Here is a 24,727-nt window from a genome sequence, read left to right as displayed (position 1 = left end):
CAATAAGAGCACGCCATAACAACGTGCCTTCAACACCGGGTCGATCGAGAGATGGCCCGGTGAATTCAAGGAGATGGAAATGTCCGTAGCAGCGCAAAATGGCGCCGCCGCACCCGCTGTCGATCAGCGACAGGTGATGGGCGCAGTGGTAGCTTCGTGTCTCGGCTGGGCACTGGACTTGTTCGATCTGTTCGTGCTCTTATATGTCGCGCCAGTGGTGGGGCGTCTTTTCTTTCCCTCCGAAAACGCGATGCTTTCTCTCGCCGCCGTCTATGCATCGTTCGCCGTGACACTGCTGATGCGCCCGCTCGGCTCCGCGCTCTTCGGTTCTTACGCCGATCGCCGTGGCCGTAAAGGCGCGATGATCGTGGCGGTGGTCGGCGTCGGCCTGTCGACGGCCGCGTTCGGCCTGCTGCCGACCGTCGCTCAAGCCGGCGTGCTCGCGCCGATTCTCTTCCTCTTGCTGCGCCTCATCCAGGGCGTGTTCGTCGGCGGCGTGGTTGCGTCCACGCATACCATCGGAACGGAATCCGTCGCGCCGAAGTATCGCGGCGCGGTGTCGGGACTGATTGGCGGCGGCGGGGCAGGGCTCGGCGCGCTGCTCGCCTCGGTAACGTTCCTCGCGATGTCGGCGCTTTTCCCCGGCGATGCCTTTGACGTATGGGGCTGGCGCTGCATGTTCTTCACCGGCATCATCAGCTCGGTGCTCGGTCTCTTCGTGTTTAACAGCCTTGAAGAGTCGCCTCTCTGGAAGAAGCTCGCCGCCGAAAAGGCTGCGAGGGCGACCGCGCAGGTCAAGAGCGCGCCTGTAGAAGTTGTGCGCTCGCCGCTCAAGACGCTGTTCTCGCGCGACTATCGCAAGATCCTTTTCGTCAACCTGCTCCTGACGATTGGCGGCGGCAGCGGCTACTATCTGACATCGGGCTACCTGCCGACGTTCCTGAAGGTAGTCAGCCACGCACCCAACGGTGCGGCCGCGGCGATCCTGATGATCTGCAGCGTCGCGGTTGTGATCGCATCGATCGCGGCAGGGCACCTCAGCACGTTCATCGGCCGCAAGGGTGCGTTCGTGTGGATCGGGCTGATCCGGCTCGTCGCGTTGCCCGCGCTGTTTTTGCTGCTGCCTACCGCGGACAGCATCATGATGGTCGGCATCTATGCAGTCCTTCTCAGCGCGCTTGGCAGCGCGGGATATGCGCCGATCCTGATCTTCCTGAACGAACGCTTCCCGACCTCGATCCGCGCGACCGGCACGGGCCTTTCCTGGAATATCGGCTTCGCGATCGGCGGGATGATGCCGACGGCCGTGTCGCTGGTGGCGAAGGACGCGAGCCAGCTGCCGATGACGCTAGCCATCTTCATCGGCGCGATCAGCGTGATCTTCCTCGTGGGCGCATTCGTCGTGCCCGAGACGCTTGGCAAGCTCGAAGGCGGTTCCGCGCGCAGTCCCTCCTGAGTCATTGGACATAACGGCGGACGCCAACCGGCGCACGCCTTTCACAACAGCTGGAGACATCGATGAAATACGAAGAAGACGTTCGTGCGCGTTCCTACAAGTTCCGTGACGAGTATGTCAATGCCACGCCATGGTGGTATCGCGGCGAGATGCACCTCGGCTTCACATTGCTCTTCACCGGCGGCGTGATCGTGTATTGCCTGATGCAGCTTCATGCGCCGACGCTCGCCGAATGGCTGGCGGTCATTCCGCTCTTTCTGTTCGGCAACTGGGCGGAATGGGCGGCGCACCGCTACGTGCTGCATCGTCCGACGAAGTATTTCAGCATGATCTACAAGCGCCATTGCGCGGTCCATCACCGGTTCTTCACGCATGTGACGCTTGAATACAAGGGCCACCGTCACTGGCGCGCGCTGCTGTTTCCGCCTTTCGCGCCGGTTGCGTTCGTGCTGGCGGCCGTGCCGTTCGCGCTCGTGATCGGGTTCGTATTCTCTCGCAACGCAGGCTACATCGCGCTGTTCACGATGGCGGCGTACTTTCTGATGTACGAAGGCTTGCATACGCTCTCACACTTCACCGACAGCCCCTTCCTCGACCGCGTTCCGCTCGTCAACACAGTGCGGCGCCTGCACGCCACACACCACGATCCCGAAGTGATGGCGACACAGAACTTCAACCTCACGTTCCCGATCTGCGACACGCTGTTTGGCACGCGAAGCGACGTTCCGAGTCGTGCGCGCGAACCGTTGGAACGCAGCCGCTAAGGCACTTGCTTTGCCAAAACACCCGTCGTCACGCGCTTTATCTCGTCAGTGATAATCGTGATGAGCGCCTGTGCGGCGGGGCCGATCGGCCGCTTTGGATGTGTGACCTGGATGATGTGCCGCACTATCGGCGGCGATGTGATCGTGTGAGCGCGCAGCACGCCTTCATCCACCTTGCGCTGCACGACCACGCGCGGCAGGATCGTCGCGATATTTCCCTGCTCGACGAACTGCACGATCGAGCTCAGCAGATCGATTTCGAACTTCGGCTTGATGACGATATCGGCGGCCATCAGCGCGGCGTCGAGCGCGCCGCGCAGGCCGTTGCGGCGCGTTGGCAGTACGAGTTCTACCCCGGACATATTCGCGAGATCGATCTCGTGCGGTAGCTCGACGCCATGTATGGCGCTCGTCACGAACACCATTTCCTCGACCAGCAACGGCTCGACATCGAGCGCGAGGCGACCGCGCGGCTTGTTGATGATCGCGGCATCGAGCCGGCCTGCCTCGACCGCATCGATGAGCTGTGCGCTGAAGCCGTCGGCCACCGATACCTCGACTTGCGGAAAGAGCGCGTCAAACCTCGCGAGCGACTCCGGCAAGACGCTTTCCGCTTCCGACGCCACCATTCCGAGCGAAATGCGCCCCGTGATGATCATGTCGCGCCGGCTCAACTGCTCGCGCGCGTGCTCAATGTCGCGCATGATCGGCGTGTACAGGCGATACATGAGGCGCGCCGCTTCGGTCGGCGCCATGCCGTGCGGGCCGCGTTCGAAGAGCTTCTGTCGCAGTTCGGCTTCGAGCTTTGAAATCTGCATGCTGAGCGCGGGCTGCACGATATTGAGGCGCTTGGCCGCGCGCGTGGCAGAGCCATCCTCGAAGAGGGCGATGAAATACTGGATTTGCTTGAGGTCCATGATGCCCGATCGCGGTGGGGAAAGCCGGAAACTGCCAGTGTAGCCACAGGTCGAAGCATGCTATCAACGCAGCGGCGAGCCGCCGAAAACCCTCAGGAACGCGCCTGCGCGACATGGAAAGCGACGAGTGGATGCACGCATTATCGCCACTGAAGGATGGTTCAGGCGGTTTGTTCGCCACCGACGTCGAAGGTACGCTTTGGACGTCCCCTGTCAAAGCAGAACGGGGTGCTCGGTTAGTGCAACAGGACCGACTTCATTGTGCGTGTCATTGGTTGCGGCTCTGAGGGAAGCAAACAATGTTTACCGAGCGCGACGCGCTGGTGGCGCGCTTTGGCGCAAGCTTCGCGCCGCGATTGCGGCCTTCGACGAACTGGGCTTCATCCCACAGTCAGGTTGAAGCCCCTGATAGTCCTTCTCTCTCTCCCCGCACTTCTTGCACCCCAACGGGCCTCGATTACGTTCAGCGCGAATTTCGAGCAAACGCGTTTGCGCCTGAGCCGTCCCTGCGAAACGTGTGTCGCAACGCGGACACCGGTATCGAAGGGCTAGCCGAGAGTGCGCGGGGCAAGAAAGCGAAGCTGTGAATGTGCGCCGTCAACGGCGGCTCGCCGCGCTTCAACGGCAGGCGGAATCTTGAAGCATGACACGGGTGAAGTTGTCGCTGCATCGCTGATCGAAAACCGACATGTCTCGGCAGGAAGGCGGAAGAACCGCATACAGCGCAAGCCTAATCTTGATTGATGATTACATTCCGTCACTGGCCCCCGCAGCATGCGGAAGTAAGCGCCGGGCGGGTGCACCGCTGCAGCGTTGCCGAGTCGCCGACTTGTGAATTTCGACAAGGTCCTGCCGGAACTGAAACCGTTCGGTGGAAAGGTATTGAAGACGTCTCTGACGAACGTTGAGGAGGAACGTCTGAGAAAGGCACTGGAGGGCCTGAACACCGGCGGCGTGGCTACCTGAACACCGCCCGGGCGAGGATGGCATGAAAGTGAACGAAGCATCACTTTCGTCGCGCGCGGTGATCGTCGCGGCTAGTCATCGCACGTACTTTACCGCCAGCGCATACCTTTCTCCGAACAGGCACTAGACTTAAATCACCTGCGCGTGATCTCTGCGCGAGACTTTCGCGCGACGTGAGTCCGTGTCGACCTTCGCCACTCATGAGGGCAAGCCCATGTCCAAGTCGATTCAAACGGCCGAACAGATTCGCGACGAAGCACAACGGCGCGTCGAGCAGCTTGCAACTGACGTTCCCCACCATCTGCGAGTCCGCGTGCCGCTGCCGGAGCGGCATCCGCCCGATGCCTCCGGCCGGAACTGGGACATGCTCGCGCTCAATGAAAGCGGCGCCCACTATCTTCGAGAGGTCAGGCGTGTCATCGAGGACATGCGTACGGAGTTCATTCTGCCGGATTGAGACGACGTGCGCGGGCCAGTGCGTTCAACGAATCGAGGCGGCGTCCCGGCCTGACGCCGGATACCGTGTGCAGAGACAGACGTTCGCGTGGCGAGGGTACGCGTTCGCGGTGCAACCGGAGCAGAGCGATTCCGGCGCATGGCGCGCGCAGTCAGCGTATTCAAGGCTTCGGATGAGTTGACGAAGTTTCGTCCCGAGACCGCTCAGCCAGAATGACTAACCGAGGCCCAAGCCGTGTGTGACGGCCTCCAACGGGCCGCCGCGTCATCCGTCAAAAGATCGAAGCGTCGGCGAATGCCCTTTGACTGTTGACTACACATGTCGCAACACAGACATTGGCGAGGCACACATGGTCAAGATCTATGGACGCATGCGGTCGTCGGAAGGCTATGCGATCCGCGATTTCCTGCATCGTTGCGACATTCCCTTCGAGTGGGTCGAACTCAACAGCGATGAAGAGGCGGCGAAGCTGGCACACGTGCAGCATCTCGGCGACTCGCGCCTGCCGGTGTGCGAGTTTCACGACGGCACGCGACTGGAATGTCCCACCATCCGGCAGATCACCGAAAAGCTCGGCTGGTTCCGCAGCCCGTCACGCTCGGAATATGATCTCGCGATCTATGGCGCCGGGCCGGCCGGTCTGAGCGCTGCGGTCTACGGTGCGTCCGAGGGATTGCGTACGGTGCTGGTGGAGCGCTGGGCTGTCGGTGGGCAGGCCGGCACCACTTCGAAGATCGAGAACTACCTGGGGTTTCCGCACGGGGTCAGCGGTACCGAGCTCGCAGAGCGGGCTCGCGATCAGGCAGTCCGTTTCGGCGCGGAAATCCTGCTGGCCCGTGCCGGCGTGCGTGCGGAATTCTCGACGGGCAACGGTATCGTCGAGCTGGAAGACGGTACGCGGATCACGGCACGCACGTCGGTGTGCGCGACGGGCGTCGCGTACCGGCGGCTCGAATTGCCGGAGGAAGCGCGCTTCAGCGGCGCGGGTGTGTACTACGGCGCGGGTGCGAGCGAGGCGTCGCTGATTCGCGGCGAAGACGTGTACATCGTGGGCGGCGGCAATTCGGCGGGGCAGGCCGCGATGCATTTTTCCCAGTACTGCAATCACGTCACGATGGTGGTGCGCGACACGTCGCTGAAAAGCACACTGTCGCAGTACCTGATCGACCGTATTTCATCCGCGTCGAACATCGAGGTGCTGACCTGCACGACCGTTACCGCATTGCACGGCGACGACGTGCTACGCGAAATCACGCTGACCCATCGCAGCGGCGGCGAAGCGCGACGCGTGAAGACGAATTGGCTCTTCGTTTGCATTGGCGGCCTGCCGCAGACCGATTGGGCCAAAGAAGTGGGCGTGGCTCGCGATGAAGCCGGCTATCTCGTGACAGGCCCTGACCTCCACGACACGGACCGGAAGCTGCAGTGGCCGCTGGATCGCGAGCCGCTGTATCTGGAAACCAGCATGCCCGGCGTGTTCGCCGCCGGCGATGTCCGCCATGGCTCGATCAAACGCGTGGCAGCCGCCGTCGGCGAAGGAGCCACGGCGGTAGCGCTCGTGCACCGCTATCTGAGCGGCGCATGATGTGCCTCGCATGAGTGAGGCGCTATCCGCTCGCTTTGTCCCAATCTCATCACCAGGAGCTGACCATGACTCCCACCTGCACGCATCTGGACGGCATCCGCGTGTTACAAACCACGAAGCGCTATTGCGAGGACTGCGTGAAACTCGGCCACGCCTGGGTGCATCTGCGGCTGTGCATGTCGTGCGGTCATGTTGCTTGTTGCGACTCGTCGCCCGATCGCCATGCTAGCGCGCATTATCATGCGACCGGCCACCCACTGGTGCGTTCCATTGAACCGGGCGAATCGTGGATCTGGTGCTATCGCGACGAGATGATCGCAGGAGAGGTGACACTGTAAGCGGGTACAGCTGGCGGCGTTGACTCCGCCGGCCGCACCCGTCGTTTCCGCGCCTCAGGCCGAGGCTTCGGCGGTTTTCCTGGTTTCTTCAGCGGTCGTCGATTCCTCCGCCGCCAGCTTCTTCACACGTACGGCCTTTTCACCGGCATCCCAGCCGATTTCGACGGCATCGCCGCTGCGCACATCGCCTCTCAACAGCGAGTCGGCGAGTTCCGATTCGACTTCCAGACGGATCTTGCGCTTCAGCATCCGTGCGCCGAACTCGGGATCGTATCCGACCGTAGCCAGATGATCACGCAGTGCATCGTCGAACGACAGTTCGATATTCTGCGCGGCCGCCGTGCGCTGCACGCGCTGGAGCTGCAGATCGACGATCCGGCGGATCTGCTCCTTGCCCAGCGCATGGAACACCACCACTTCATCGACACGGTTGAGGAACTCCGGCTTGAAGTGATGCCGCAGGATTTCCATCAGCCGGTCGCGCAGCGCGGGATAGTCGAGCTGTTTCGAATCGGCCTTCATGTTGTCCTGAATCATCTGCGAACCGATGTTGCTGGTGGCGATGATCACGGTGTTGGTGAAATCCACGAGCCGTCCCTTGCCGTCCGTCAGACGTCCTTCGTCGAATAATTGCAGCAGGATGTTGTGCACTTCGGAATGCGCCTTTTCGATCTCGTCGAGCAGCACGACACTGTATGGGTGGCGCCGCACGCGCTCGGTCAGCTGGCCGCCTTCTTCGTAACCGACATAGCCCGGAGGCGCGCCGACGAGACGGGCCACCGTGTGGCGTTCCGAGTATTCGCTCATATCGATGCGCACGAGCGCGTTTTCATCGCCGAACACCGCGGCTGCGAGCGCCTTCGCGAGTTCGGTCTTGCCAACGCCCGTCGGTCCGAGAAAGAGGAAGCTGGCGATCGGCTTGCCCGCTTCGGTCAACCCCGCGCGCGAAAGTCGCACGGCCTTCGATACGGCTGTTACGGCTTCGTCCTGGCCGACAACGCGTTCCTTCAAACGGTCTTCCAGACGCAGCAGCTTTTCGCGATCCTCGGCCGTTAGCTCGGAGACCGGCACGCCGGTCAGCGAGGACACGATCTGCGCGATATCTTCCGCCGTGACTTCCTGCGAACTGGTGCCGCGTTCTTTCTTCCAGGCTTCGGTCGACTCGTTCAGACGAGCTTGCTCGGCCGTGATTTTCTCCTGCAGTTGCTTCGCCTTGTCGAACTGTTTGGCCGCGCTCGCCGAGTCCTGCTCCTGTCGCAGACGGCGGATAGAGCCCTCGATACCGTGCAGCGCTTGCGGTCGCGAGTTCGACGAAATCCGCACGCGTGCCGCGGCCTGGTCGAGCAGGTCGATGGCCTTGTCTGGCAGGAAGCGGGCGGCGATATAGCGATCCGACAGCTTCGCCGCGGCCGTGATCGCCTCTTCGGTAATTTTCACCTTGTGATGCGCCTCGAGCCGGTCGCGCAGGCCGCGCAGGATATCGATCGTGTCCTCGACACTCGGCTCGGGCACCATCACTGGCTGGAAACGCCGTTCGAGCGCCGAATCTTTTTCGATGTACTTCTGATATTCATTGAGCGTGGTTGCGCCGATCAGATGCAGCTCGCCGCGCGCGAGCGCCGGCTTGAACACGTTGCCGATATCGAGCCCGCCTTCGCCGCCGCCCTGGCCCGCGCCGACGATGGTATGAAGCTCGTCGATGAAAATGATGAGCCGGTCCTGATTCGCAACGATTTCGTCAAGCACCTGCTTGACGCGCTCTTCGAATTCGCCCCGATACTTCGCGCCTGCCACCACGCTGTTGATGTTCAACTCGAGCACGCGCTTGCCGCGCAGCACTTCAGGGATCTCGTCCTGCGCGATGCGTTGCGCCAGACCTTCGACGATCGCCGTCTTGCCGACGCCTGGCTCGCCGATCAGCACTGGGTTGTTCTTGCGGCGCCGTGCGAGGACTTCGATGGTCGTTTCGATTTCCTTGTCGCGGCCGATCACCGGATCGAGCTTGCCGCGCTTTGCCAGTTGGCTCAGATCGCGTGCGTATTTATCGAGCGTCGGAGTGGAGGAGCGGCCTTCGACGCTACCGTCTTCCGCGCCCTGGCCCACCACCTTCACCGCTTTCTGACGCAGCGATTGTGACGTCAGCCCGAGTTTGCGCAGCAGTTCGCCGGCGAAGCCGTCTTCTTCCTCGACGAGACCGATCAGGATGTGCTCCGGGCCGACATAGCTATGGTCGAGCTCGCGCGACGCCACGAGTGCATTTTCAAGCGCGCTCTTTGCGCGCGGCGAAACGCCGATTCGGGCCTCCTCGCCATCGGATTTGGCCGAACCGCGCGGCGCGTCCCGTTCGATTGTCCTTTTGATATCGTCGGCATCGAGCTTGAACTCTCGCAGGATTTCGTTGACCACGTTGTTATCGGCGAGCGCGAGCAGCAGATGTTCCGTGTCGACCTCGTTCTTGCCGAACTCGACGGCTTTCTGCGCGGCCGCCTGCAACCGGTCGAGTCCGCTTTCGCTCAGAAAGCTTTGCAGGTCGACGGCCTCGCGTGCACGCCTGCGTCGGCGAGGGCGGGCACCGCTGCTGTCGGGACCGCCCGCTGCTTCAGACGGACCGGATGACCCGGCCGAAGCCGACCCGCGGCCAGGCGCGGAACGTCCGGCCCGCTCCCAGTCCGTGCCGCCGTTTTCGAATGGCGACCATCCTTCCTCGAACAGGCGCTCGAACAACCCGCCGTGGAAAAGCGACTCGAGTGGCGACAGGCTGCGCTGATGGCGTGCCATGAACTCCATGTGATGTTCGTCGCACAGCATCAACTGGCGGCGCTGGCCGTTCTCGGTGATCGTGATCTGTGTAGTCGCCGGTTTGCCGCAAACACTGCATTTGGCCATGATGTTCCTCTTGAGGTTCTGCCCACGCGCTGTGCGTTGAAATGTGGGCGACTGGGGTTGTCCACATCCTGGATATCTCTGCCTCGCCGGCCGCCTGCTTTACGATCCCTCGCGGCGAGACCTCGCGGGATTCGCGGCTTACCTAATCTCGATTTGCTTTGCGGTCTGCCTTGTTTCTACCGCTTGGGCACGCGCATGACGCGTATCGGCACGATCGAGGTCGACGGCAATGGAATCGCTCGCTGAAATCGCCCGAACGCGCGTGGTGGCCCAAAACGTCAGTGACTCGTGCCGCTGCGTTCGCGGCCGATGTCAGCCCTTGGCGTATTCGAACTCCGGCAGCTTTTTCAGCGCCTCCTTGCTTGCGCCGGTCAGGATTGCCTTCGGCGCTATCTGCTTGAACTGTTGAATGGGGATGGCGACGCGGTGCGCCGCCATCCCGAGAAAGCCGCCCACGTCGATAATCGCGGCCGAGAGCGAGCCATTGGGAGCGACAATCAGGTCGTCGACGCGGCCGATCTTTTCGTTCTTTTCGTTGTAGACATCAGTGTGGATCATCTTGGATGCGCGCCAGCCTGTTGCGACCAATTGCGCTTCGGTGACGGTCACGCCGAGCGTAGCCTTGCCGGCGATGGGCGCATCCTGCGCGATCGCGCCGCTGGCCACGAAGCCACCGGCGGTTAGCGCAAGCACGATGATCGAAAGCCTTGCGGCCGATGCGAAGATAGTCGTCATGGCGTTCTCCAGATAAGCAACGGTATGTTGCGCCGGGCGCAGGACGCGCTCAAGAACGCAGCGGCGCTTTCAACTTGTCGCGAAGCTTGGCGCTGCGCCACTTCCATGCGCCGCGGACGAGGACAGCACCGACAGCACGCCGATGAAGGTCAGCAGCTACTCCGTGCGGCCGCGCATTTTGCCGACCCCCGGCGATCAGATTCAGCACGCCGGTGATGATGGCAGCGTGAGACCACGAAACAGAGCGCGAGGAGGCCGGCCAGGATGCCGGCGGCACCACGGCGCGCGAGCACCACATGCCAGTCCGAATACTTCGTCGATGATTGAGTTTTTCGGTCGAATCGCCAGCAGCCGACCCATACTGCGCGCGCAACTTTATGCGGCACGTATGGTCCAGCGTATGTCCGCGAGGCGCGCGCTTCTTCCGAGTTCCTGCCCAGAGGTGTCGGATTTCTGCGATTGTTGGTCGCTCAGGGATCGAACCGCGCGCATCATCGGAACGTCGGGCGGGAATGCGCAAGGCGGAACGCGCGGGGCGTGCAGCCTGCATATCGATGGAACACTTCGGTGAAATGCTGCTGGTTCTGGAAGCCCGCGCGTGCTGCGACATCAATGAGCGGGAGGCTGCCTTCCGAGAGCATCGACTGCGCTAGTCTCAACCTTTCGGTCGTCAGGTAAAAGTGGGGAGGATGCCCTGTCGCGTTCTTGAAAGCCCGCGCGAAATGCGACGAGCTCATGTGCACGAGCGCAGCGAGGTGCTCGATCTGGATGTGCTCCGCGATGTGCTCGTGTATGAAGCGTTCCACGACGCTCAGCTTTGCGTGGGTGAGCGTTGTGCCCGTGTCGCGCGGATCGGCGGGGCGGCCATATCGACACGCGAGATGCAGTGCAATCACGTCGCCGAACGCGGCGAGACATATGGGGTCCGGGCTTCTGCCGGAGTACAACGCAGAAAGGGTGTAGGCCGCTTCGCGTAGGAAAGGGTCCCACGCCTTGAACCAGTATGGGATATCGCACCCCATGATGCCGAGCGACGTTCGAGCGGTTTCCATTAATTTAGCCGAACTGAGCGCGACGACGAGTCCGCGCGGATCGTCCTCATTGTCGAGCACGGTGCGGGCCCACGCCGGCACGATCGCGATGAATGGCGCACTGACGCTTATGTACTCACATGAACGTGCGCTGCCGCCGGCGACGCTCGCGTGTGCGGTGGTCTGGTCCGCCGGGATGACACACAAGATCCATTGCGCCGACTCAGTGGCGCAGTCCGTGCAGGACGTACCGATCGAGTGGCAGTGAAACCATTGCAAGTGCGAAGAACCTGTATTTTGCCCCATGATGCGTATCGCCTAGGATGCGGGAATCGGAGTCACGTGCCTCAGATTGTAGTGTTCGATTTTCGTCGATGCTCAATTTACTTTTTTATATGCATGGGGACGCGCGGCATTATGGTCGGCAGGGATCGCTGCAGTCAGGTGCACGCGGGGGACGGAGGGCAGGAGAAATCGGACCGTTCCATGACGGGACCGTTTACGGATGTGTCACTGGTCGCCGGTGCTGCGGGATGGCGCGCGCCGAGACCTGCAGCTTTGCGCGAGATCGAGCAAAACCTGCAAGTTTTCGATGACCTCGGCGGGAACGTAGGTGAATCAGGTGCGCTCTTCGCGCTCTCGCTCGGCGCGCTCGGCGATCGCGGCATCGACGGGATCGTCGCGCTGCCGCATCAGCCAGTAGACGCTGCCAAGTGCAACCAGCGCGGCCGCGAGGGCGGCGATGCGAGCCGGGTCCGAGGCTGGATCGAGAATAATGAACTTGCGTGCTATCGCGAGCATCGCCACGAGGATCACAGTCTTGACCTGCACGATGTGATCGCGTCTCAACATGACGCGTGTAATCGAGTGCTTGAATTCCATCGCGATCAACAGTGTCATTATCATCCCGAAGACCGCCTGGAAGATCGCATGGTCCAGAGGATCGAGCGCCCCCGACAGTAACAGCGCGATGACCGCCCGAACCAACTGCCACAGCGATACGACGATGATCACCGAGATCACGACGCTCAGCATATGGGCGATCACCTGTTCGAAGCGCTCATAGAAGGTCAGCACGCGCCATTGCAGCCGAAACTCGTCGAGAGTCGCGCGAATTGGTCGGATGGGTTTGCTCATGGAGCGGTTCGCAGGAAGGCTCGGACACGCAGCGACGCCATATGGGCGTGGACACACCGTCACGGCGGAAACGATCGCCGCTGGCAGGCTCCTGTGATGTTGAGCCATGCGCGCAGCCATTTCTTTCGCCTTCTCGCTGATCCTTGTCCCTTATCTGCTGTGCTTGCGGCACCTTACTCGCACGGCGACCCCGCAATTGCTACTCGAGAACGCCGGATCGTGAATTCCTTCGGCAAGCGGAAGCCCGTAATGGCCGAGAAGGGTCGCATCGCACGCTCCGCGATGTACAAGACTTTCCTCGACAAAGAGAATGGCTGCATCAAGGTCGCGCTGATGCCTCAGGCGCGGCCCATGTTTCGCGGAACCACGGTGACCGATTCGTAACTCCATCGGCGCAGACATGCGCCTCGCGTCTCGCTCGCATCGCTTTCATCTGGAATATGCCTTGCTGCACAAGGGAGGTCCGTGCGAATCGGCCAGCTGATCCGATGGAGAGAACCCTCCGCGGCTGGATGGGTAGCATTGGGACGAAGGCGAAGACGCTGAGAAAGAAGGCCTGGCACTCGGTCGGACGCCTGGTAACGCACAGGTGTTCGGAACCGGTACGACGCCTGGGGCATCAGCGGAGGGTCATGTGGTAACGCTGTCCGGTCCGACTCACGACTTCCGGCAATCGAGCGGGTGGGGTGAGGCGGGCTTGCGTGCAACCGGAGAAACATGATGAAAGCTGTTGTCTATAGAGGGCCGCGCGAAGTCAGCGTGGAAAACGTGCCCGATCCCAAAATCGAGCGGCCGACCGATGTGATCGTGAAGATTAGAAGCACTAATATCTGCGGTTCGGATCTGCATATGTTTGAAGGCAGGACCGACTTTGAAAAGGGCAGGGTTTTCGGGCATGAAAATCTCGGCCAGGTCACGGAAGTGGGGCAGGCAGTTGAGCGTTTAAAAGTCGGGGACTGGGTGTGCATGCCCTTCAATATCAGTTGTGGCCATTGCCGGAATTGCGAAAAGGGATTGACCGCATTCTGCCTGACCGCCAATCCTCAGCCGGGCATGGCAGGCGCTGCCTTCGGCTTCGCCGACATGGGGCCCTATCAGGGCGGACAGGCGGAATACCTGCGCGTTCCTTGGGCCGATTTCAATTGCCTGAAGCTCCCGCCCGATGCCGAGGAAAAGCAGAACGACTATGTGATGGTGGCCGATATCTTCCCGACCGGATGGCATGCCACTGAGCTCGCCGGGATGCGGCCGGGCGATGCAATCGTCATCTACGGCTCGGGTCCAGTCGGGCTGATGGCCGCGCATGCAGCGATGATCAAGGGCGCCTGCAATGTGATGGTGGTGGATCGCCATCCCGACCGGCTCCAGCTGGCGGAATCAATAGGTGCGGTCGCCATCGACGATTCGAAGTGCAATCCGGTCGATCGCGTCATGGAACTCACCCATGGGCGGGGTGCCGATGTCGGCTGCGAGTGCGTCGGCTATCAATGCCATGATCCCGCCGGACAGGAGATACCCAACCTGACCATGAACAATCTCGTCCAGTCGGTGAAGTTCACCGGCGGCATCGGTGTGGTCGGGGTATTCACGCCACAGGATCCCGGCGCATCCGATGACCTGGCCAAGAAGGGGGAGATCGCGTTCGACTGGGGAACGTGCTGGTTCAAGGGCCAGCATATCGCCACCGGGCAGTGCAATGTCAAAGCCTACAACCGCCAGCTGCGCGATCTGATTTATGCCGGTAGGGCGAAACCCTCTTTTATCGTGTCACACGAGATCGAACTGAGCAAGGCGCGGGAGGCTTACGAGCACTTCGACTCGCGCGACCACGGCTGGACGAAAGTAGTTCTGAAGTCAGGCGGATGAGGCGTTTCTGATCAGTGACCTTACGGCGGAGGCCGCCTGCAAGCCGGGTTTGAAGAAGGTCCAACCGGCCCGGTTTGCCAAGTTACATTTTTCGGTGGTCCTGAGTAGGATGGCGGCAATGCGCGCATCCTGGCACGCCGTAATCTGTGGACCGCTGTAATACCCTCGATCAGCGATAGCCTTCAATCTGGTTCTGCCCATGGCATCACGAGCAGCTCGGGCCATCCAGCGAATGGGATGATCTCTGTCGGCCCGGATATGAACCGGGCCGTCGCGAGGCCTTGATCGCGCCGATCAGAAGTCGAAGCCCGGGCCGCCCGCGCCCGGTCCGCCCGGCGCGGCGGGCAGCGGCGCGTCCTTGGGCGCTTCGTGCACGGTGGCATCGGTCGTGAGCAGGAGTCCTGCAACCGATGCCGCGTTTTGAAGCGCGGTGCGCGTGACCTTGGTCGGATCGAGCACGCCGGATTCGACCAGATCGCCATATTGACCCGTCGCCGCGTTATAGCCGAAGTTGCCGCTGCCCCCCGAGACCTTCGCGACGACCACGCTTGCTTCTTCGCCCGCGTTCGACACGATCTGACGCAGCGGCTCTTCGAGCGCACGCAATACGATCTTGACACCCGCGTCCTGATCGGGCGTCGCGCCCTTGAGCGCGGAGATCGCCTGCTTCACGCGGATGAGCGCGACGCCGCCGCCCGGCACGATGCCTTCCTCGACCGCCGCGCGGGTCGCATGCAGCGCATCGTCGACGCGGTCCTTCTTTTCCTTGACTTCGATTTCCGTCGCGCCGCCGACCTTGATCACGGCCACGCCGCCCGCCAGCTTCGCCACGCGCTCCTGCAGCTTTTCGCGGTCGTAGTCGGAGGTGGCTTCCTCGATCTGCGCGCGGATCTGCTTCACGCGTGCTTCGATGTTCGCGCTGTCGCCCGCGCCGTCGATGACGGTCGTGTTCTCCTTGCCGACTTCTATGCGCTTCGCCTGCCCCAGCTCCTGCAGTGTCGCTTTCTCGAGCGAAAGACCGGTTTCTTCGGAAATGACCTGACCGCCGGTGAGAATCGCGATGTCTTCCAGCAGCGCCTTGCGGCGGTCGCCGAAGCCCGGCGCCTTCACCGCGACGGTCTTGAGAATGCCGCGAATGTTGTTGACGACGAGTGTCGCGAGCGCTTCGCCTTCGACGTCTTCCGCGATGATCAGCAGCGGACGGCCGGCCTTCGCGACCTGTTCGAGCACCGGCAGCAGATCGCGAATGTTCGATACCTTCTTGTCGTGCAGCAGGATATACGGCTCGTCGAGCGCGGCGACCTGACGGTCCTGATTGTTGACGAAGTAGGGCGACAGATAACCGCGATCGAACTGCAGTCCTTCGACGACATCGAGTTCATCGTCGAGCGACTTGCCGTCTTCCACCGTGATGACGCCTTCCTTGCCCACGCGATCGATCGCTTCCGCGATGCGCTGCCCGATCGACTCCTCGCCGTTGGCCGAGATGGTCGCGACCTGGGCGATCTCCTTGCTCGTCGTGGTCGGCTTGCTGATCTTCTTCAGCTCCTCGACGGCGGCGATGACGGCCTTGTCGATGCCGCGCTTCAGATCCAGCGGGTTCAGGCCGGCGGCCACGTACTTGTTGCCCTCGCGCACAATCGCCTGGGCGAGCACGGTCGCGGTCGTCGTGCCGTCGCCGGCGAGATCGCTGGTCTTGGATGCCACTTCCTTGACGAGCTGCGCGCCGATGTTTTGCAGCTTGTCCGCGAGCTCGACTTCCTTCGCCACGGAGACGCCGTCCTTGGTGACGATCGGCGCGCCGAAGCTGCGCTCCAGCACGACGTTGCGGCCCTTCGGACCGAGCGTGACCTTCACTGCATTGGCGAGAATGTTGACGCCCTCGATGAGCTTCGAGCGCGCGTTATCCGAGAAAACGATGTCTTTTGCTGCCATGTCGTTCGACTCCTTGTATCTGATTCTTCCCTTCAGCGATTCACGACCGCGACGATGTCTTCTTCACGCAGGACGAGCAATTCATCGCCATCCACCTTGACGGCTTGTCCCGCGTATTTGCCGAACAGCACGCGCTCGCCGACCTTGACGTCGGGCTCGACGCGCTTGCCGTCGGCGTCGCGCCGGCCAGGACCGACGGCGAGGATCTCGCCCTGATCCGGCTTCTCGGCGGCGCTCTCGGGAATCACGATGCCCGACGCGGTGCGCGTTTCCTGATCCAGACGCTTAACGATCACGCGATCGTGCAGGGGGCGCAGACTCATTCGCTCTTTCCTCCAACCTGGTCTCTGAATTGGCACTCCTCCAAGCGGAGTGCGACGGAGTTGCGAGTATAAGAAGCGGCTCCGCGCGGCCCAAATAAGCGTTTCGCAGATCGATAGCGCGAGGGCGCGTATGTGCTATCGAGGTCGCCGAGGCGCGCGTCCGGCATCATCGCGGGGCCGAGCCGACGCAGCCGCGTTCGCGCGACGCAGTCCGCCAAATCTCGCGACCTGCTTTTGACCTGAGAAAAACTTCGTTCCCTTGCGCACTCCGCGCCGATAGAGTGCGTGCCTCGCCATCGCACCGACGCACGACAACGGTGCACCGGCCCAACGAACGAAGGAATCTCATCCATGAAAACCAGGACCTGGGGTGCGGTGCTCGCCGCACTGCTGGTGCTCGCATCCAATGCCGCGCACGCGGATCGTCTGGACGACATCAGGAAGGCCGGCGTGCTGCGCGTCGCGGCGTTCGACAGCAACCCGCCGTTCGGCTTCGTCGATCCGAAGGACAATCAGATCGTCGGGCTCGATGTCGATTACGCGCGCGCCGTGGCGAGGAGCCTGGGTGTGAAGCTCGAAGTGCAGCCGACCAATCCGGCCAATCGCATTGCGTTCCTGAAGTCGGGCAAGGTCGATCTCGTCTTCGCCAACTTCACGATCACCGACGAGCGCAAGAAGGAAGTCGATTTCAGCACGCCGTATTTTGCATCGGGCACGCAGTTCATCGCGAAGAAGGGTGTGCTCAAGTCGCCTGATCAGATCAACAGCCTGCGCATCGGCGCGGACAAGGGCACGACCAACGAACAGCAGGTGCGTGCGAAGTTCCCGAACGCGACCATCGTCGCCTACGATGACACGCCCTTTGCCTTCGCCGCGCTGCGCACGGGCAACGTGCAGGCGATCACGCAGGACGGACCCAAGCTCGTCGCGCTGCTCGCGCGCGTGCCGGACAAGGCGAGCTACGAGATTCCCCCCTTCACGATCTCCAACGACTACGAAGGCGTCGGCGTGCCGAAGGGCGAAACGCGTCTGCTCGATGCCGTGAACGGCACGCTCACCAGACTCGAGGCGGACGGCGAGGCGGGGCGCATCTACGACAGGTGGTTCGGACCGAAGAGCGCCGCGCCGCTGCCCCGCCTGTTCAAGATCGGCGATCCGCAGAAGAGCAGCTGATCCCCGTTGCCGCGGTCGATGCCCGGGTCGCGTCTCAACATCGCACCGCCCGGGCTTCACGATTTCCGTTCTATGGGTCGATCATGCAAGGCTGGCTTGAACCGAAGTATCTCGCGTGGCTGGAGCAGGGCACGGCCGTCACGCTGATGCTCTCCGCGTGCGCGGGCATTTGCGCGACACTGCTCGGCTTCGGGCTGGCGGTCGCGCGCACGTCACGAAGCGCTGCGGTCGCGCGGGTCGCCGCGCTCTATGTCTTCGTGTTTCGCAATTCGCCGCTGCTCGTGCAGCTATTGTTCTGGTATTTCGGCGCGGCCGCGTTGCTGCCGTCGGACTGGATGACCTGGCTCAACGCGCCGCATGCGGCGAAGCTCGGTATTCTCACGCTACGCTGGCCGAGCTTCGAGCTGTTCGCCGGCTGGATCGGCCTGACGTGCTACACGACGACGTTCATCGGCGAGGAGTTCCGCGCCGGGATGCGCGGGGTGGGCCATGCGCAGGAACAGGCCGCCGCGGCGCTCGGCATGAGCCGCTATACGGCGCTGCGCTACGTGATCCTGCCGCAGGCGCTGCGCATCGCGACGCCGCCGCTCGCGGGGCAATACATGAACGTGGTGAAAAACTCGTCGCTCACCATGGCGATCGGCGTCGCCGAACTCTCGTACATGTCGCGTCAGGTCGATACGGAGACCTTCAAGACCTTCCAGGCGTTCGGCACGGCCACGGTGTTCTACGTGCTGACCATCGCAGTCATCGAGGTGGCGCTGGTTCTCTGGCAGCGCACGGGTGCGCGCGCGCTGCAACGGGGTCATGCATGAGCGGGTTCGAGTGGTTTCCCTCGCTGCGCTATCTGCTGCTGGGCGCATTCCCTGCCGGACCGTTGGGCGGCATTGCGCTGACCGTGGCGCTCTCGGTCGCTTCCGCGCTGCTCGCCGCGATGGTGGGTCTCGCGGGCGGCATCGCGCTCGCCATGACGCGCGGCGCCGCGCATCTGATGCTCACGGCGGTGGTCGCGTTCTTCCGCGCCATTCCCGTGCTGATGCTGATCTTCTGGACCTTCTTTCTGATGCCGGTGGTGCTGCACGTGAACCTGCCCGGTCTCGCGACGGTGATATGCGCGCTGGCGCTGATCGGCGGCGCGTACCTGTCGCACTCGGTGCATGCGGGCATCGTCTCGATCGGCGAAGGCCAGCGGCAGGCGGCGCTCTCGCTCGGGCTCACGCGCTGGCAGGCGCTGCGCGAAGTGATCCTGCCGCAGGCCGTGCGCGTGATGACGCCTTCGTTCGTCAATCAGTGGGTATCGCTCGTCAAGGACACGTCGCTCGCGTATATCGTCGGCGTGCCGGAATTCACGTTCCTCGCCAATCAGCTCAACAACCGCCTGATGGTTTATCCGGCGCAGATCTTCCTCTTCGTCGGCTTCGTCTATCTGATGCTGTGCGGCGCGCTGCAGGGACTCGCCGGTGTGTTGCTCGGGCGTCGCAAGGCGGGGCCGGCGTAGCGGCATGTGACACAGACACGGCGCTTCGCGTGCAATACATCGCAGAAAAGCTCGTTTGTGGAACGCTTCGCAGCGGGCTAGATTGAAGCCATCGTGTATCGAAGGAAGCCGCTCATGCCGCTCATGTCGCACTACCTGCTGCACTACTGGCACATCCTCTCCGTCCGACTCGACGCATCGCGCGAGCGCCGCATGCTGCGTGAGGCAAGACGCGCGATGCAGGCATGCGCATGCGGGACGCCCACGCACCGCGATGATGAGGCAAGCCGCGCGGAACGGCTTGAATGCATCGCGCTGTTCGCCCAGGCCGGGTACTTCAACATGGGCAACGCGGTCGATCTGTTTCAGCCGCCGCCGCCTTTCTGAGCCTGAACCACCCACAACGAAGAGGAGCACCATGAGCGCCGATGCAAGACTGAACCGTCTGATCGAACCTGGCCGCACGTCCAGCAACCCGAAGGCGAATTACCGGAACGCCACGCGCTGGGGCGATCTCGTCTTCGTATCGGGCAAATCGGCGAACGGCGCAGTCGACGGCAAGGCGCCGCAGGGCAGACTCGGCGATAACCTGACGCTCGCGGACGGCCGAGATCGTGCGTGATGAGCAGCACGGCCATCGACAGTTCGCGCCGCAGCCGGTCGAGTAGTTCGAGAATCTGCGCCTGGATGGTGACGTCGAGTGCGGTGGTCGGCTCGTCGGCGATCAGAAGGCCGGGACGGCACGCGACGGCGATCGCGATCATCACGCGTTGCCGCTGGCCGCCCGAGAGCTGATGCGGGTAGTGCCCGAAGCGGCGTTGCGGCTCGGGCAGGCGCACGAGTTCGAGCAGTTCGCGCGCTTCCTTGTGCGCGGCCTGCGCCGACATCGGCCGATGCAGCGTCAACGCTTCGGCCACTTGCCTGCCGATGGGCTGAAGCGGGTTCAGCGAGGTCATCGGCTCCTGAAAGATCATGCCGATGCGGTTGCCGCGCAGCGCGCTCCATTCGCGCTCGCTCTGCGTGAAGAGCGGCTTTTCCTCGAAGCGGATCGCGCCTTGCACCTGCGCCCGGCCGGGAAGCAGGCCCATGGTCGCGAGCGCGACGGTGGATTTCCCGCTGCCGGACTCACCGACCAGCGCGAGGATCTCGCCGCGCGCGATCGTCAGGTCGAGAGGACGCACCGCGGCATGTCCGCCGAAGGACACGCTCAACTGGTCGATCTGGAGCAGGGGCGCCGAAAGACTCATGGCGCTTGCGTGGCCGGTGCGTCGGCCAGATCGCGAAAGCCCGCGCCCGTGTGACGCGGACCGAGTCGCGCGCCTTCGCCGAACAGCTTCTCGCGCAGGGTGCCCTGCGCATACGCCGTCTTGTAGATGCCGCGCGACTGGAGTTCCGGAATCACGAGATCGATGAAATCCTCGTAGCTCTCCGGTGTTACCGTGCGCGTGAGATTGAAGCCATCGATGTCGGCTTCATCGACCCAGGACTGTAGCGCGTCGGCCACCTGCATGGGATTGCCGACGATCGTCGTATAGCGTCCGCCCAGTTGCATCTGTTCGAGCAGATGCCGCACGGTCACGCCGCGCTTGCCGTCGGTCACGCGCTGCACCGACGATTCGATGCCCCGCCCCTTGTGACCGCCCGGAAGGGGCGAGCTCGTCATCCGGCGCGTAGGTGGAATAGTCGATGCCGCTGCCCGCCGCGAAGTGCGCGAGGCCCGCCTCGGGGCTCGCATGGCGCGCGTACTCGGCGAATTTTTCCTGCGCGTCGCGCTGCGTGCGTCCCACCACGACGGTGATGCCCATGATGATCTTCAGATCGCCCGGGGCGCGTCCGGCCGCGACCGCCTGCGCGCGCAGCGCGTCGACCAGCTTGCGCGTGCCTTCCTTGCTCTGGCTCGACACGAACACGCATTCGGCATGTCGCACAGCGAACGCCTGGCCGCGTCCCGACGATCCCGCCTGGAACAGCACCGGCGTGCGCTGCGGTGAAGGCTCGCAGAGGTGATAGCCCTCGACGTCGTAATAGCGGCCGCGATGCCCGTCGAACGCGCTGTGATGTATCCGCTGGTGCTGCCGAATCTGCACGCCGCGCTGGCGTACCGGGCGCTCGCTCCGGAGTCGTTTAACTGTGAGCGTGTTCCTTAAAGTTAACTTGTAGCGATGAATACGAGATTGTAGACTTCGCTACATGGAAACTCTCTCGACCTGGTTGCTGCTCGTCCTCACGCTGCCGACCGAAAACGCGACCGCGCGCATGCGCTTCTGGCGCGCCCTGAAAGCCAAGGGCTGTGGCGTGCTGCGTGACGGTATCTACCTGCTGCCGCATTCTGCAGAGCGGGAAGCAACGCTGCGCGACTTATCAGTTGCGATCGGAGAGGCTGGCGGCACTGCATATGTGCTCCGCGCGCCGAGCCTTGATGTCGAACAGGACGTCGAATTCCGTGGGTTGTTCGATCGTTCCGAGGACTACGCGACATTCATCCAGTCGCTCTCGGAATCCCGCAAGACCGTTGCAGGCCAGTCGGAGAGCGAACTCAGGCGCTTGCTGCGTCGACTACGCAGGGACTATGAGACGATCGTCGCGATCGACTACTTCCCGGACGCCGGCGCGACACGCGCCGAGGCGGCCTGGCAGGACTTCGTGGCGCACGTCGATACGGTGCTCTCACCCGGTGAGCCACACTCGGCCGAGCGGGCAATTCGGCTACTGGCGATCAAGGACTATCAGGGGCGGACGTGGGCGACGCGCCAGCATCTTTGGGTGGATCGTGTCGCCAGCGCCTGGCTCATTCGCCGCTTCATCGACCCGGACGGCCGATTCCTCTGGCTCGGCTCTCCCGAGGCGTGTCCAAAGAACGCGTTGGGCTTCGATTTCGACGGTGCCGCGTTCACGCATGTGGGTGAGCGGGTGACCTTCGAGGTGCTGATGGCGAGCTTCGACCTCGAGCGCGACCCGGCACTGTTGCGGCTTGGCGCGATGATTCACGTTATGGACGTGGGTGGCGCGCCCGTCCCCGAGGCGATCGGGTTCGAAGCCATCATGGCGGGGGCGCGCGAGCGCGCGGCCGATGATGACGCACTGCTCGACGAAATGTCGCGCGTGCTCGATTCGATGTACGCCCATTTCGCCGCGAGCGCGAAAAGCACCGACGCAGGGAGCCGCTCATGAGCACGACCGCGACGGTCGCGCCTTCGTATTCCCTCGGCGAGTTGATGCGCTACATGCTCAAACTCGGTACGTTCGGGTTTGGTGGGCCAGTCGCACTCGTCGGCTACATGCACCGCGATCTCGTTGAACGGCGTGGTTGGATCACGGACGACGACTATCGCGAGGGACTCGCGCTGGCGCAAATGATGCCAGGGCCGCTGGCCGCACAGCTTGGGATCTATCTCGGCTACGTTCATTACCGCGTGCTGGGTGCGACGGTCGCCGGGATCGCATTCGTGCTGCCTTCGTTCTTGATGGTGGTGGCGCTCGGTTGGGCGTACGTGCACTTCGGTGGATTGCCATGGATGCAGGCGGTGTTCTATGGCGTTGCCGCAGGGGTTGTCGGCATCATCGCGATGAGCGCCTATAAGCTCGTCAACAAGACCCTCAAAACTGACAAGCTGCTCTGGGCCATCTTCCTCGTGGTGGCGGCTGTGACGGTCGTGACCGAATCGGAAGTCGCGTGGCTGTTCATCGCCGGCGGCTTGGTGAACATGTTTCGCCGCGCTCCGCCCCGGTGGCTCGGCAAAGGTGGCATGAACGCGCTCGCCGCCGTGCACGGGCCGGCGCTCGGTGGACTCATGAGCGGGCATGACGTTTCTTTGATGACCCAGATCGGACTGTTCTTTACGAAGGCGGGCGCCTTCGTGTTTGGTTCGGGGCTCGCGATCGTGCCATTCCTATACGGCGGAGTCGTCACGGAAAATCACTGGCTGAACGACAAGCAGTTCGTCGACGCGGTCGCAGTCGCGATGATCACGCCGGGTCCGGTCGTCATCACTGTGGGATTCATCGGTTATCTGGTTGCGGGTTTGCCCGGCGCCTGCGTCGCGGCACTCGGTACGTTTCTGCCTTGTTACCTGTTCACGGTCTTGCCTGCACCGTACTTCAAGAAGTACGGGCGGCTCCCCGCCATCAAAGCGTTTGTGGACGGCATCACGGCGGCAGCGGTCGGCGCGATCACCGGCTCGGTGATCGTGATCGCACGTCGCTCCATCGTCGACTGGCCAACGGCGCTGCTCGCACTGATCACCGTCGTTGTGCTCTGGCGTTTCAAGAAGCTGCAGGAGCCGGTGGTCGTTGCGGCAGCCGCACTGGTTGGTCTCGTCGTCTATCCGCTCACTCACCTGTAAGCCGCTTCGAGCTGGAAAACGGCGGGGGAAATTCCTGGGCGAAAACGAGCGAAGCGAAGACGAGCACCTCGGCACACTACGAGGAGACATCATGGCAACCCGTCGTAAATTCCTGCATCAGACCGCTGCCGTGGGGGCAGGCTTGATGATCGCGAAAGCCGATGCTGCGCACGCTGCAGACCAATACGGCTATGTCGACAACCTTACTGACGCCGACGGCAAATATGCGGCTGGCCCACTACCGTTCGCGTTCGACGCGCTGGAACCCGTCATCGACGCGCGTACTGTCGAATTGCACTACACCTTCCATCACAAACCCGCTGTGGCGGCAGCGAACAAGGCCGAAGAAGCGCTCAGCAAAGCGCGCGAGTCGAATGACTTCGCGCTCGTGAAGTATCACGAAAAAGAACTCGCGTTCCAGCTTTCGAGCCATATTCTGCACACGGTTTACTGGACGAGCCTATCGGGCAAGGGTGGCGAACCAAAGAACGAACTGGCCCAAATTATCGACAAGAACTTCGGCTCCTACGCCAAGTTCAAGGCGCAACTCGTAGCGGCGACGATCGCCACGGAAGCATCGGGCTGGGGTGTGGTGGGATATTTGCCTTCCACCGGAAAGCTGATGATCCTCCAGTGCGAGAACCACCAAAAGCTCACGGCATGGGGCATCCAACCGATACTGGTACTGGACGTCTTCGAGCACGCGTACTACCTGAAATATCAGAACCGACGCATGGAGTACGTCAATCAGCTCTTCAACATCCTGAATTGGGATAACGCAGCCATGCGGCTACAGGCAGCGATGCGGGTTCCGAGCGCATGACCGAGCGCGCGTCCGGACGCGCACCGGAAAGCGTGCCGAACGATGCCGATGATGAATCGTCTCTCACACTGGTTCGCACTCGAACAACGCGTCGCCACCATCGCGCTTGGTGGCAAGGTTGACAACACCCAGTACGATCCCGTTTCGCATCACGTCTTCGTGAACGTCCGGACGCGCCAGCAACTGATTGAGATTGACCCCATCGAAGGCAATGACCGCATGCTCGTGCTGGATTTGCGGACGAAGCGCGTTTCTCAATCCTTCGACATCAGTGCTGATCCCCACGTTCTCGCATTCGATTCATCGAGTCACACGGTGTACGTAGCGGGCGAGCAAGGCGTGACTTCAATGTTCGAGGCAGAAGCCAAAGGCGTCCGACATCCGGCTGACGGGCACGTAGGACCTAACGCTCACGTGGTCTACATCGACGCCAAAACGCATTACTTGTACTTCCCGCTGAAGAGTGTCTAAGGACGCCCGCTGCTTCGGATCTTGGCGCCGCATTAACGGTGGCT

Annotated in this window: 25 protein-coding genes and 1 pseudogene; 16 read left to right on the top strand and 10 right to left on the bottom strand. The window is 62.5% G+C overall.

The features are described from left to right. The first annotated feature begins 79 nt into the window (after positions 1 to 79). A complete protein-coding gene (locus tag NCT32_RS21990; RefSeq protein WP_061119086.1) occupies positions 80 to 1,456 on the top strand; it encodes an MFS transporter in 1,377 nt (458 codons plus the stop codon). Positions 1,457 to 1,518: 62 nt separating this feature from the next. After that, positions 1,519 to 2,220 carry a sterol desaturase family protein gene (locus tag NCT32_RS21985; RefSeq protein WP_061119001.1) on the top strand — a complete coding sequence of 234 codons (702 nt, stop codon included), beginning with the start codon at positions 1,519 to 1,521 and terminating at the stop codon, positions 2,218 to 2,220. On the opposite strand, the gene NCT32_RS21980 is transcribed toward NCT32_RS21985, so the two are convergent. Beyond that, complete coding sequence (locus NCT32_RS21980) at positions 2,217 to 3,137, bottom strand: LysR family transcriptional regulator (RefSeq protein WP_250490525.1); 921 nt, start codon at positions 3,135 to 3,137, stop codon at positions 2,217 to 2,219. The two genes, NCT32_RS21985 and NCT32_RS21980, sit on opposite strands and share 4 nt — an antisense overlap. A gap of 831 nt (positions 3,138 to 3,968) precedes the next feature. Between NCT32_RS21980 and NCT32_RS21975 the strand changes: the two genes are divergently transcribed. The 4 genes from NCT32_RS21975 (at position 3,969) to NCT32_RS21960 (ending at position 6,483) form a co-directional block, all read left to right on the top strand. Then, positions 3,969 to 4,103: a DUF1269 domain-containing protein gene (locus tag NCT32_RS21975; protein ID WP_250477580.1), complete on the top strand. Its 135-nt coding sequence runs from the start codon at positions 3,969 to 3,971 to the stop codon at positions 4,101 to 4,103. A gap of 181 nt (positions 4,104 to 4,284) precedes the next feature. Continuing rightward, positions 4,285 to 4,560: a hypothetical protein gene (locus NCT32_RS21970; protein ID WP_250477579.1), complete on the top strand. Its 276-nt coding sequence runs from the start codon at positions 4,285 to 4,287 to the stop codon at positions 4,558 to 4,560. A gap of 349 nt (positions 4,561 to 4,909) precedes the next feature. Then, a complete protein-coding gene (locus NCT32_RS21965; RefSeq protein ID WP_061119004.1) occupies positions 4,910 to 6,145 on the top strand; it encodes an NAD(P)/FAD-dependent oxidoreductase in 1,236 nt (411 codons plus the stop codon). Positions 6,146 to 6,210: 65 nt separating this feature from the next. Further along, positions 6,211 to 6,483, top strand: a complete 273-nt coding sequence (locus NCT32_RS21960; protein ID WP_061119005.1) for a UBP-type zinc finger domain-containing protein — start codon at positions 6,211 to 6,213, stop codon at positions 6,481 to 6,483. A 54-nt stretch (positions 6,484 to 6,537) separates the two neighbouring features. Here the strand turns inward: NCT32_RS21960 and NCT32_RS21955 are convergent, their stop codons facing one another. The 4 genes from NCT32_RS21955 to NCT32_RS21940 form a co-directional block, all read right to left on the bottom strand. Beyond that, positions 6,538 to 9,369, bottom strand: coding sequence for an ATP-dependent Clp protease ATP-binding subunit (locus tag NCT32_RS21955; protein WP_061119006.1), 2,832 nt, complete (start codon positions 9,367 to 9,369; stop codon positions 6,538 to 6,540). A 312-nt stretch (positions 9,370 to 9,681) separates the two neighbouring features. Next, positions 9,682 to 10,104 (bottom strand): PRC-barrel domain-containing protein, encoded by a 423-nt coding sequence (locus NCT32_RS21950; RefSeq protein ID WP_086961194.1) that lies wholly within the window; start codon positions 10,102 to 10,104, stop codon positions 9,682 to 9,684. A gap of 491 nt (positions 10,105 to 10,595) precedes the next feature. Further along, positions 10,596 to 11,342 carry a helix-turn-helix domain-containing protein gene (locus NCT32_RS21945; protein WP_250490524.1) on the bottom strand — a complete coding sequence of 249 codons (747 nt, stop codon included), beginning with the start codon at positions 11,340 to 11,342 and terminating at the stop codon, positions 10,596 to 10,598. Between the two features lie 411 nt (positions 11,343 to 11,753). Then, entirely contained in the window at positions 11,754 to 12,272 is a 519-nt protein-coding gene (locus NCT32_RS21940; RefSeq protein WP_061119008.1) for a phosphate-starvation-inducible PsiE family protein, read from the bottom strand. Positions 12,273 to 12,521: 249 nt separating this feature from the next. Between NCT32_RS21940 and NCT32_RS37280 the strand changes: the two genes are divergently transcribed. Both NCT32_RS37280 and NCT32_RS21935 read left to right on the top strand, forming a co-directional pair. Continuing rightward, the gene (locus NCT32_RS37280) at positions 12,522 to 12,656 is read left to right on the top strand and encodes a hypothetical protein (RefSeq protein WP_284502459.1); all 135 of its coding nucleotides are present in this window, start codon (positions 12,522 to 12,524) and stop codon (positions 12,654 to 12,656) included. Between the two features lie 336 nt (positions 12,657 to 12,992). Further along, positions 12,993 to 14,138 carry a glutathione-independent formaldehyde dehydrogenase gene (locus tag NCT32_RS21935; protein WP_061119088.1) on the top strand — a complete coding sequence of 382 codons (1,146 nt, stop codon included), beginning with the start codon at positions 12,993 to 12,995 and terminating at the stop codon, positions 14,136 to 14,138. Positions 14,139 to 14,432: 294 nt separating this feature from the next. Here NCT32_RS21935 and groL read toward each other — a convergent pair whose 3' ends face one another. Next, complete coding sequence (groL, locus tag NCT32_RS21930) at positions 14,433 to 16,073, bottom strand: chaperonin GroEL (RefSeq protein ID WP_250477575.1); 1,641 nt, start codon at positions 16,071 to 16,073, stop codon at positions 14,433 to 14,435. Between the two features lie 32 nt (positions 16,074 to 16,105). Further along, positions 16,106 to 16,396: a co-chaperone GroES gene (locus NCT32_RS21925; protein ID WP_061119011.1), complete on the bottom strand. Its 291-nt coding sequence runs from the start codon at positions 16,394 to 16,396 to the stop codon at positions 16,106 to 16,108. A 351-nt stretch (positions 16,397 to 16,747) separates the two neighbouring features. Here NCT32_RS21925 and NCT32_RS21920 point away from each other — a divergent pair, with 351 nt between their 5' ends. The 4 genes from NCT32_RS21920 to NCT32_RS21905 all read left to right on the top strand — a co-directional run bounded on the left by NCT32_RS21920 (position 16,748) and on the right by NCT32_RS21905 (position 19,433). Then, complete coding sequence (locus NCT32_RS21920) at positions 16,748 to 17,569, top strand: ABC transporter substrate-binding protein (protein WP_061119012.1); 822 nt, start codon at positions 16,748 to 16,750, stop codon at positions 17,567 to 17,569. An 83-nt stretch (positions 17,570 to 17,652) separates the two neighbouring features. Continuing rightward, on the top strand, positions 17,653 to 18,384 hold the full coding sequence (locus tag NCT32_RS21915; RefSeq protein WP_061119013.1) for an amino acid ABC transporter permease: 732 nt from the start codon (positions 17,653 to 17,655) through the stop codon (positions 18,382 to 18,384). Further along, the gene (locus tag NCT32_RS21910) at positions 18,381 to 19,067 is read left to right on the top strand and encodes an amino acid ABC transporter permease (protein ID WP_061119014.1); all 687 of its coding nucleotides are present in this window, start codon (positions 18,381 to 18,383) and stop codon (positions 19,065 to 19,067) included. Before NCT32_RS21915 ends, NCT32_RS21910 begins: the two co-directional genes overlap by 4 nt. A 114-nt stretch (positions 19,068 to 19,181) precedes the next feature. Next, the gene (locus NCT32_RS21905; RefSeq protein WP_061119015.1) at positions 19,182 to 19,433 is read left to right on the top strand and encodes a hypothetical protein; all 252 of its coding nucleotides are present in this window, start codon (positions 19,182 to 19,184) and stop codon (positions 19,431 to 19,433) included. A gap of 218 nt (positions 19,434 to 19,651) precedes the next feature. On the opposite strand, the pseudogene NCT32_RS21900 reads toward NCT32_RS21905, so the two are convergent. The 3 genes and pseudogenes from NCT32_RS21900 to NCT32_RS37630 form a co-directional block, all read right to left on the bottom strand. Continuing rightward, positions 19,652 to 20,293, bottom strand: a pseudogene (locus tag NCT32_RS21900) (ATP-binding cassette domain-containing protein); the annotation flags it as partial. After that, complete coding sequence (locus tag NCT32_RS37635) at positions 20,290 to 20,556, bottom strand: hypothetical protein (protein WP_086961198.1); 267 nt, start codon at positions 20,554 to 20,556, stop codon at positions 20,290 to 20,292. The pseudogene NCT32_RS21900 and the gene NCT32_RS37635, both read right to left, overlap by 4 nt. Then, a complete protein-coding gene (locus NCT32_RS37630; RefSeq protein ID WP_409219316.1) occupies positions 20,519 to 21,133 on the bottom strand; it encodes an LLM class flavin-dependent oxidoreductase in 615 nt (204 codons plus the stop codon). The genes NCT32_RS37635 and NCT32_RS37630 overlap by 38 nt, the downstream gene beginning before the upstream one ends. A gap of 103 nt (positions 21,134 to 21,236) precedes the next feature. Here NCT32_RS37630 and NCT32_RS21890 point away from each other — a divergent pair, with 103 nt between their 5' ends. The 4 genes from NCT32_RS21890 (at position 21,237) to NCT32_RS21875 (ending at position 24,683) form a co-directional block, all read left to right on the top strand. Further along, positions 21,237 to 22,217, top strand: a complete 981-nt coding sequence (locus NCT32_RS21890) for a chromate resistance protein ChrB domain-containing protein (protein WP_061119016.1) — start codon at positions 21,237 to 21,239, stop codon at positions 22,215 to 22,217. After that, complete coding sequence (locus NCT32_RS21885; RefSeq protein WP_061119017.1) at positions 22,214 to 23,389, top strand: chromate transporter; 1,176 nt, start codon at positions 22,214 to 22,216, stop codon at positions 23,387 to 23,389. The genes NCT32_RS21890 and NCT32_RS21885 overlap by 4 nt, the downstream gene beginning before the upstream one ends. A gap of 91 nt (positions 23,390 to 23,480) precedes the next feature. Next, complete coding sequence (locus NCT32_RS21880; protein WP_250477574.1) at positions 23,481 to 24,212, top strand: superoxide dismutase; 732 nt, start codon at positions 23,481 to 23,483, stop codon at positions 24,210 to 24,212. Positions 24,213 to 24,260: 48 nt separating this feature from the next. Then, positions 24,261 to 24,683, top strand: a complete 423-nt coding sequence (locus NCT32_RS21875) for a YncE family protein (RefSeq protein ID WP_250477573.1) — start codon at positions 24,261 to 24,263, stop codon at positions 24,681 to 24,683. The last annotated feature ends 44 nt before the right edge of the window (positions 24,684 to 24,727 follow it).

Origin of the sequence: Caballeronia sp. INML2 (genome assembly GCF_023631365.1) — a bacterium.
Taxonomy (GTDB): Bacteria; Pseudomonadota; Gammaproteobacteria; order Burkholderiales; family Burkholderiaceae; genus Caballeronia; species Caballeronia turbans.
Note: the sequence above shows the minus strand (reverse complement) of the source record. Positions and strands in the feature narration are given on the sequence as shown.

Bases quoted from the DNA above. Each gene is read 5' to 3' on its own strand.
- NCT32_RS21920 (WP_061119012.1), top strand. From the start codon at position 16,748: ATGAAAACCAGGACCTGGGGTGCGGTGCTCGCCGCACTGCTGGTGCTC.
- NCT32_RS21890 (WP_061119016.1), top strand. From the start codon at position 21,237: ATGGAAACTCTCTCGACCTGGTTGCTGCTCGTCCTCACGCTGCCGACC.
- NCT32_RS21960 (WP_061119005.1), top strand. From the start codon at position 6,211: ATGACTCCCACCTGCACGCATCTGGACGGCATCCGCGTGTTACAAACC.
- NCT32_RS21880 (WP_250477574.1), top strand. From the start codon at position 23,481: ATGGCAACCCGTCGTAAATTCCTGCATCAGACCGCTGCCGTGGGGGCA.
- NCT32_RS21875 (WP_250477573.1), top strand. From the start codon at position 24,261: ATGATGAATCGTCTCTCACACTGGTTCGCACTCGAACAACGCGTCGCC.
- NCT32_RS21935 (WP_061119088.1), top strand. From the start codon at position 12,993: ATGAAAGCTGTTGTCTATAGAGGGCCGCGCGAAGTCAGCGTGGAAAAC.
- NCT32_RS21990 (WP_061119086.1), top strand. From the start codon at position 80: ATGTCCGTAGCAGCGCAAAATGGCGCCGCCGCACCCGCTGTCGATCAG.
- NCT32_RS21905 (WP_061119015.1), top strand. From the start codon at position 19,182: ATGCCGCTCATGTCGCACTACCTGCTGCACTACTGGCACATCCTCTCC.
- NCT32_RS21955 (WP_061119006.1), bottom strand. From the start codon at position 9,369: ATGGCCAAATGCAGTGTTTGCGGCAAACCGGCGACTACACAGATCACG.
- NCT32_RS21910 (WP_061119014.1), top strand. From the start codon at position 18,381: ATGAGCGGGTTCGAGTGGTTTCCCTCGCTGCGCTATCTGCTGCTGGGC.
- groL (WP_250477575.1), bottom strand. From the start codon at position 16,073: ATGGCAGCAAAAGACATCGTTTTCTCGGATAACGCGCGCTCGAAGCTC.
- NCT32_RS21980 (WP_250490525.1), bottom strand. From the start codon at position 3,137: ATGGACCTCAAGCAAATCCAGTATTTCATCGCCCTCTTCGAGGATGGC.
- NCT32_RS21925 (WP_061119011.1), bottom strand. From the start codon at position 16,396: ATGAGTCTGCGCCCCCTGCACGATCGCGTGATCGTTAAGCGTCTGGAT.
- NCT32_RS21985 (WP_061119001.1), top strand. From the start codon at position 1,519: ATGAAATACGAAGAAGACGTTCGTGCGCGTTCCTACAAGTTCCGTGAC.
- NCT32_RS21965 (WP_061119004.1), top strand. From the start codon at position 4,910: ATGGTCAAGATCTATGGACGCATGCGGTCGTCGGAAGGCTATGCGATC.
- NCT32_RS37635 (WP_086961198.1), bottom strand. From the start codon at position 20,556: ATGCAGGTGGCCGACGCGCTACAGTCCTGGGTCGATGAAGCCGACATC.
- NCT32_RS21950 (WP_086961194.1), bottom strand. From the start codon at position 10,104: ATGACGACTATCTTCGCATCGGCCGCAAGGCTTTCGATCATCGTGCTT.
- NCT32_RS21940 (WP_061119008.1), bottom strand. From the start codon at position 12,272: ATGAGCAAACCCATCCGACCAATTCGCGCGACTCTCGACGAGTTTCGG.
- NCT32_RS21885 (WP_061119017.1), top strand. From the start codon at position 22,214: ATGAGCACGACCGCGACGGTCGCGCCTTCGTATTCCCTCGGCGAGTTG.
- NCT32_RS21915 (WP_061119013.1), top strand. From the start codon at position 17,653: ATGCAAGGCTGGCTTGAACCGAAGTATCTCGCGTGGCTGGAGCAGGGC.
- NCT32_RS37280 (WP_284502459.1), top strand. From the start codon at position 12,522: ATGGCCGAGAAGGGTCGCATCGCACGCTCCGCGATGTACAAGACTTTC.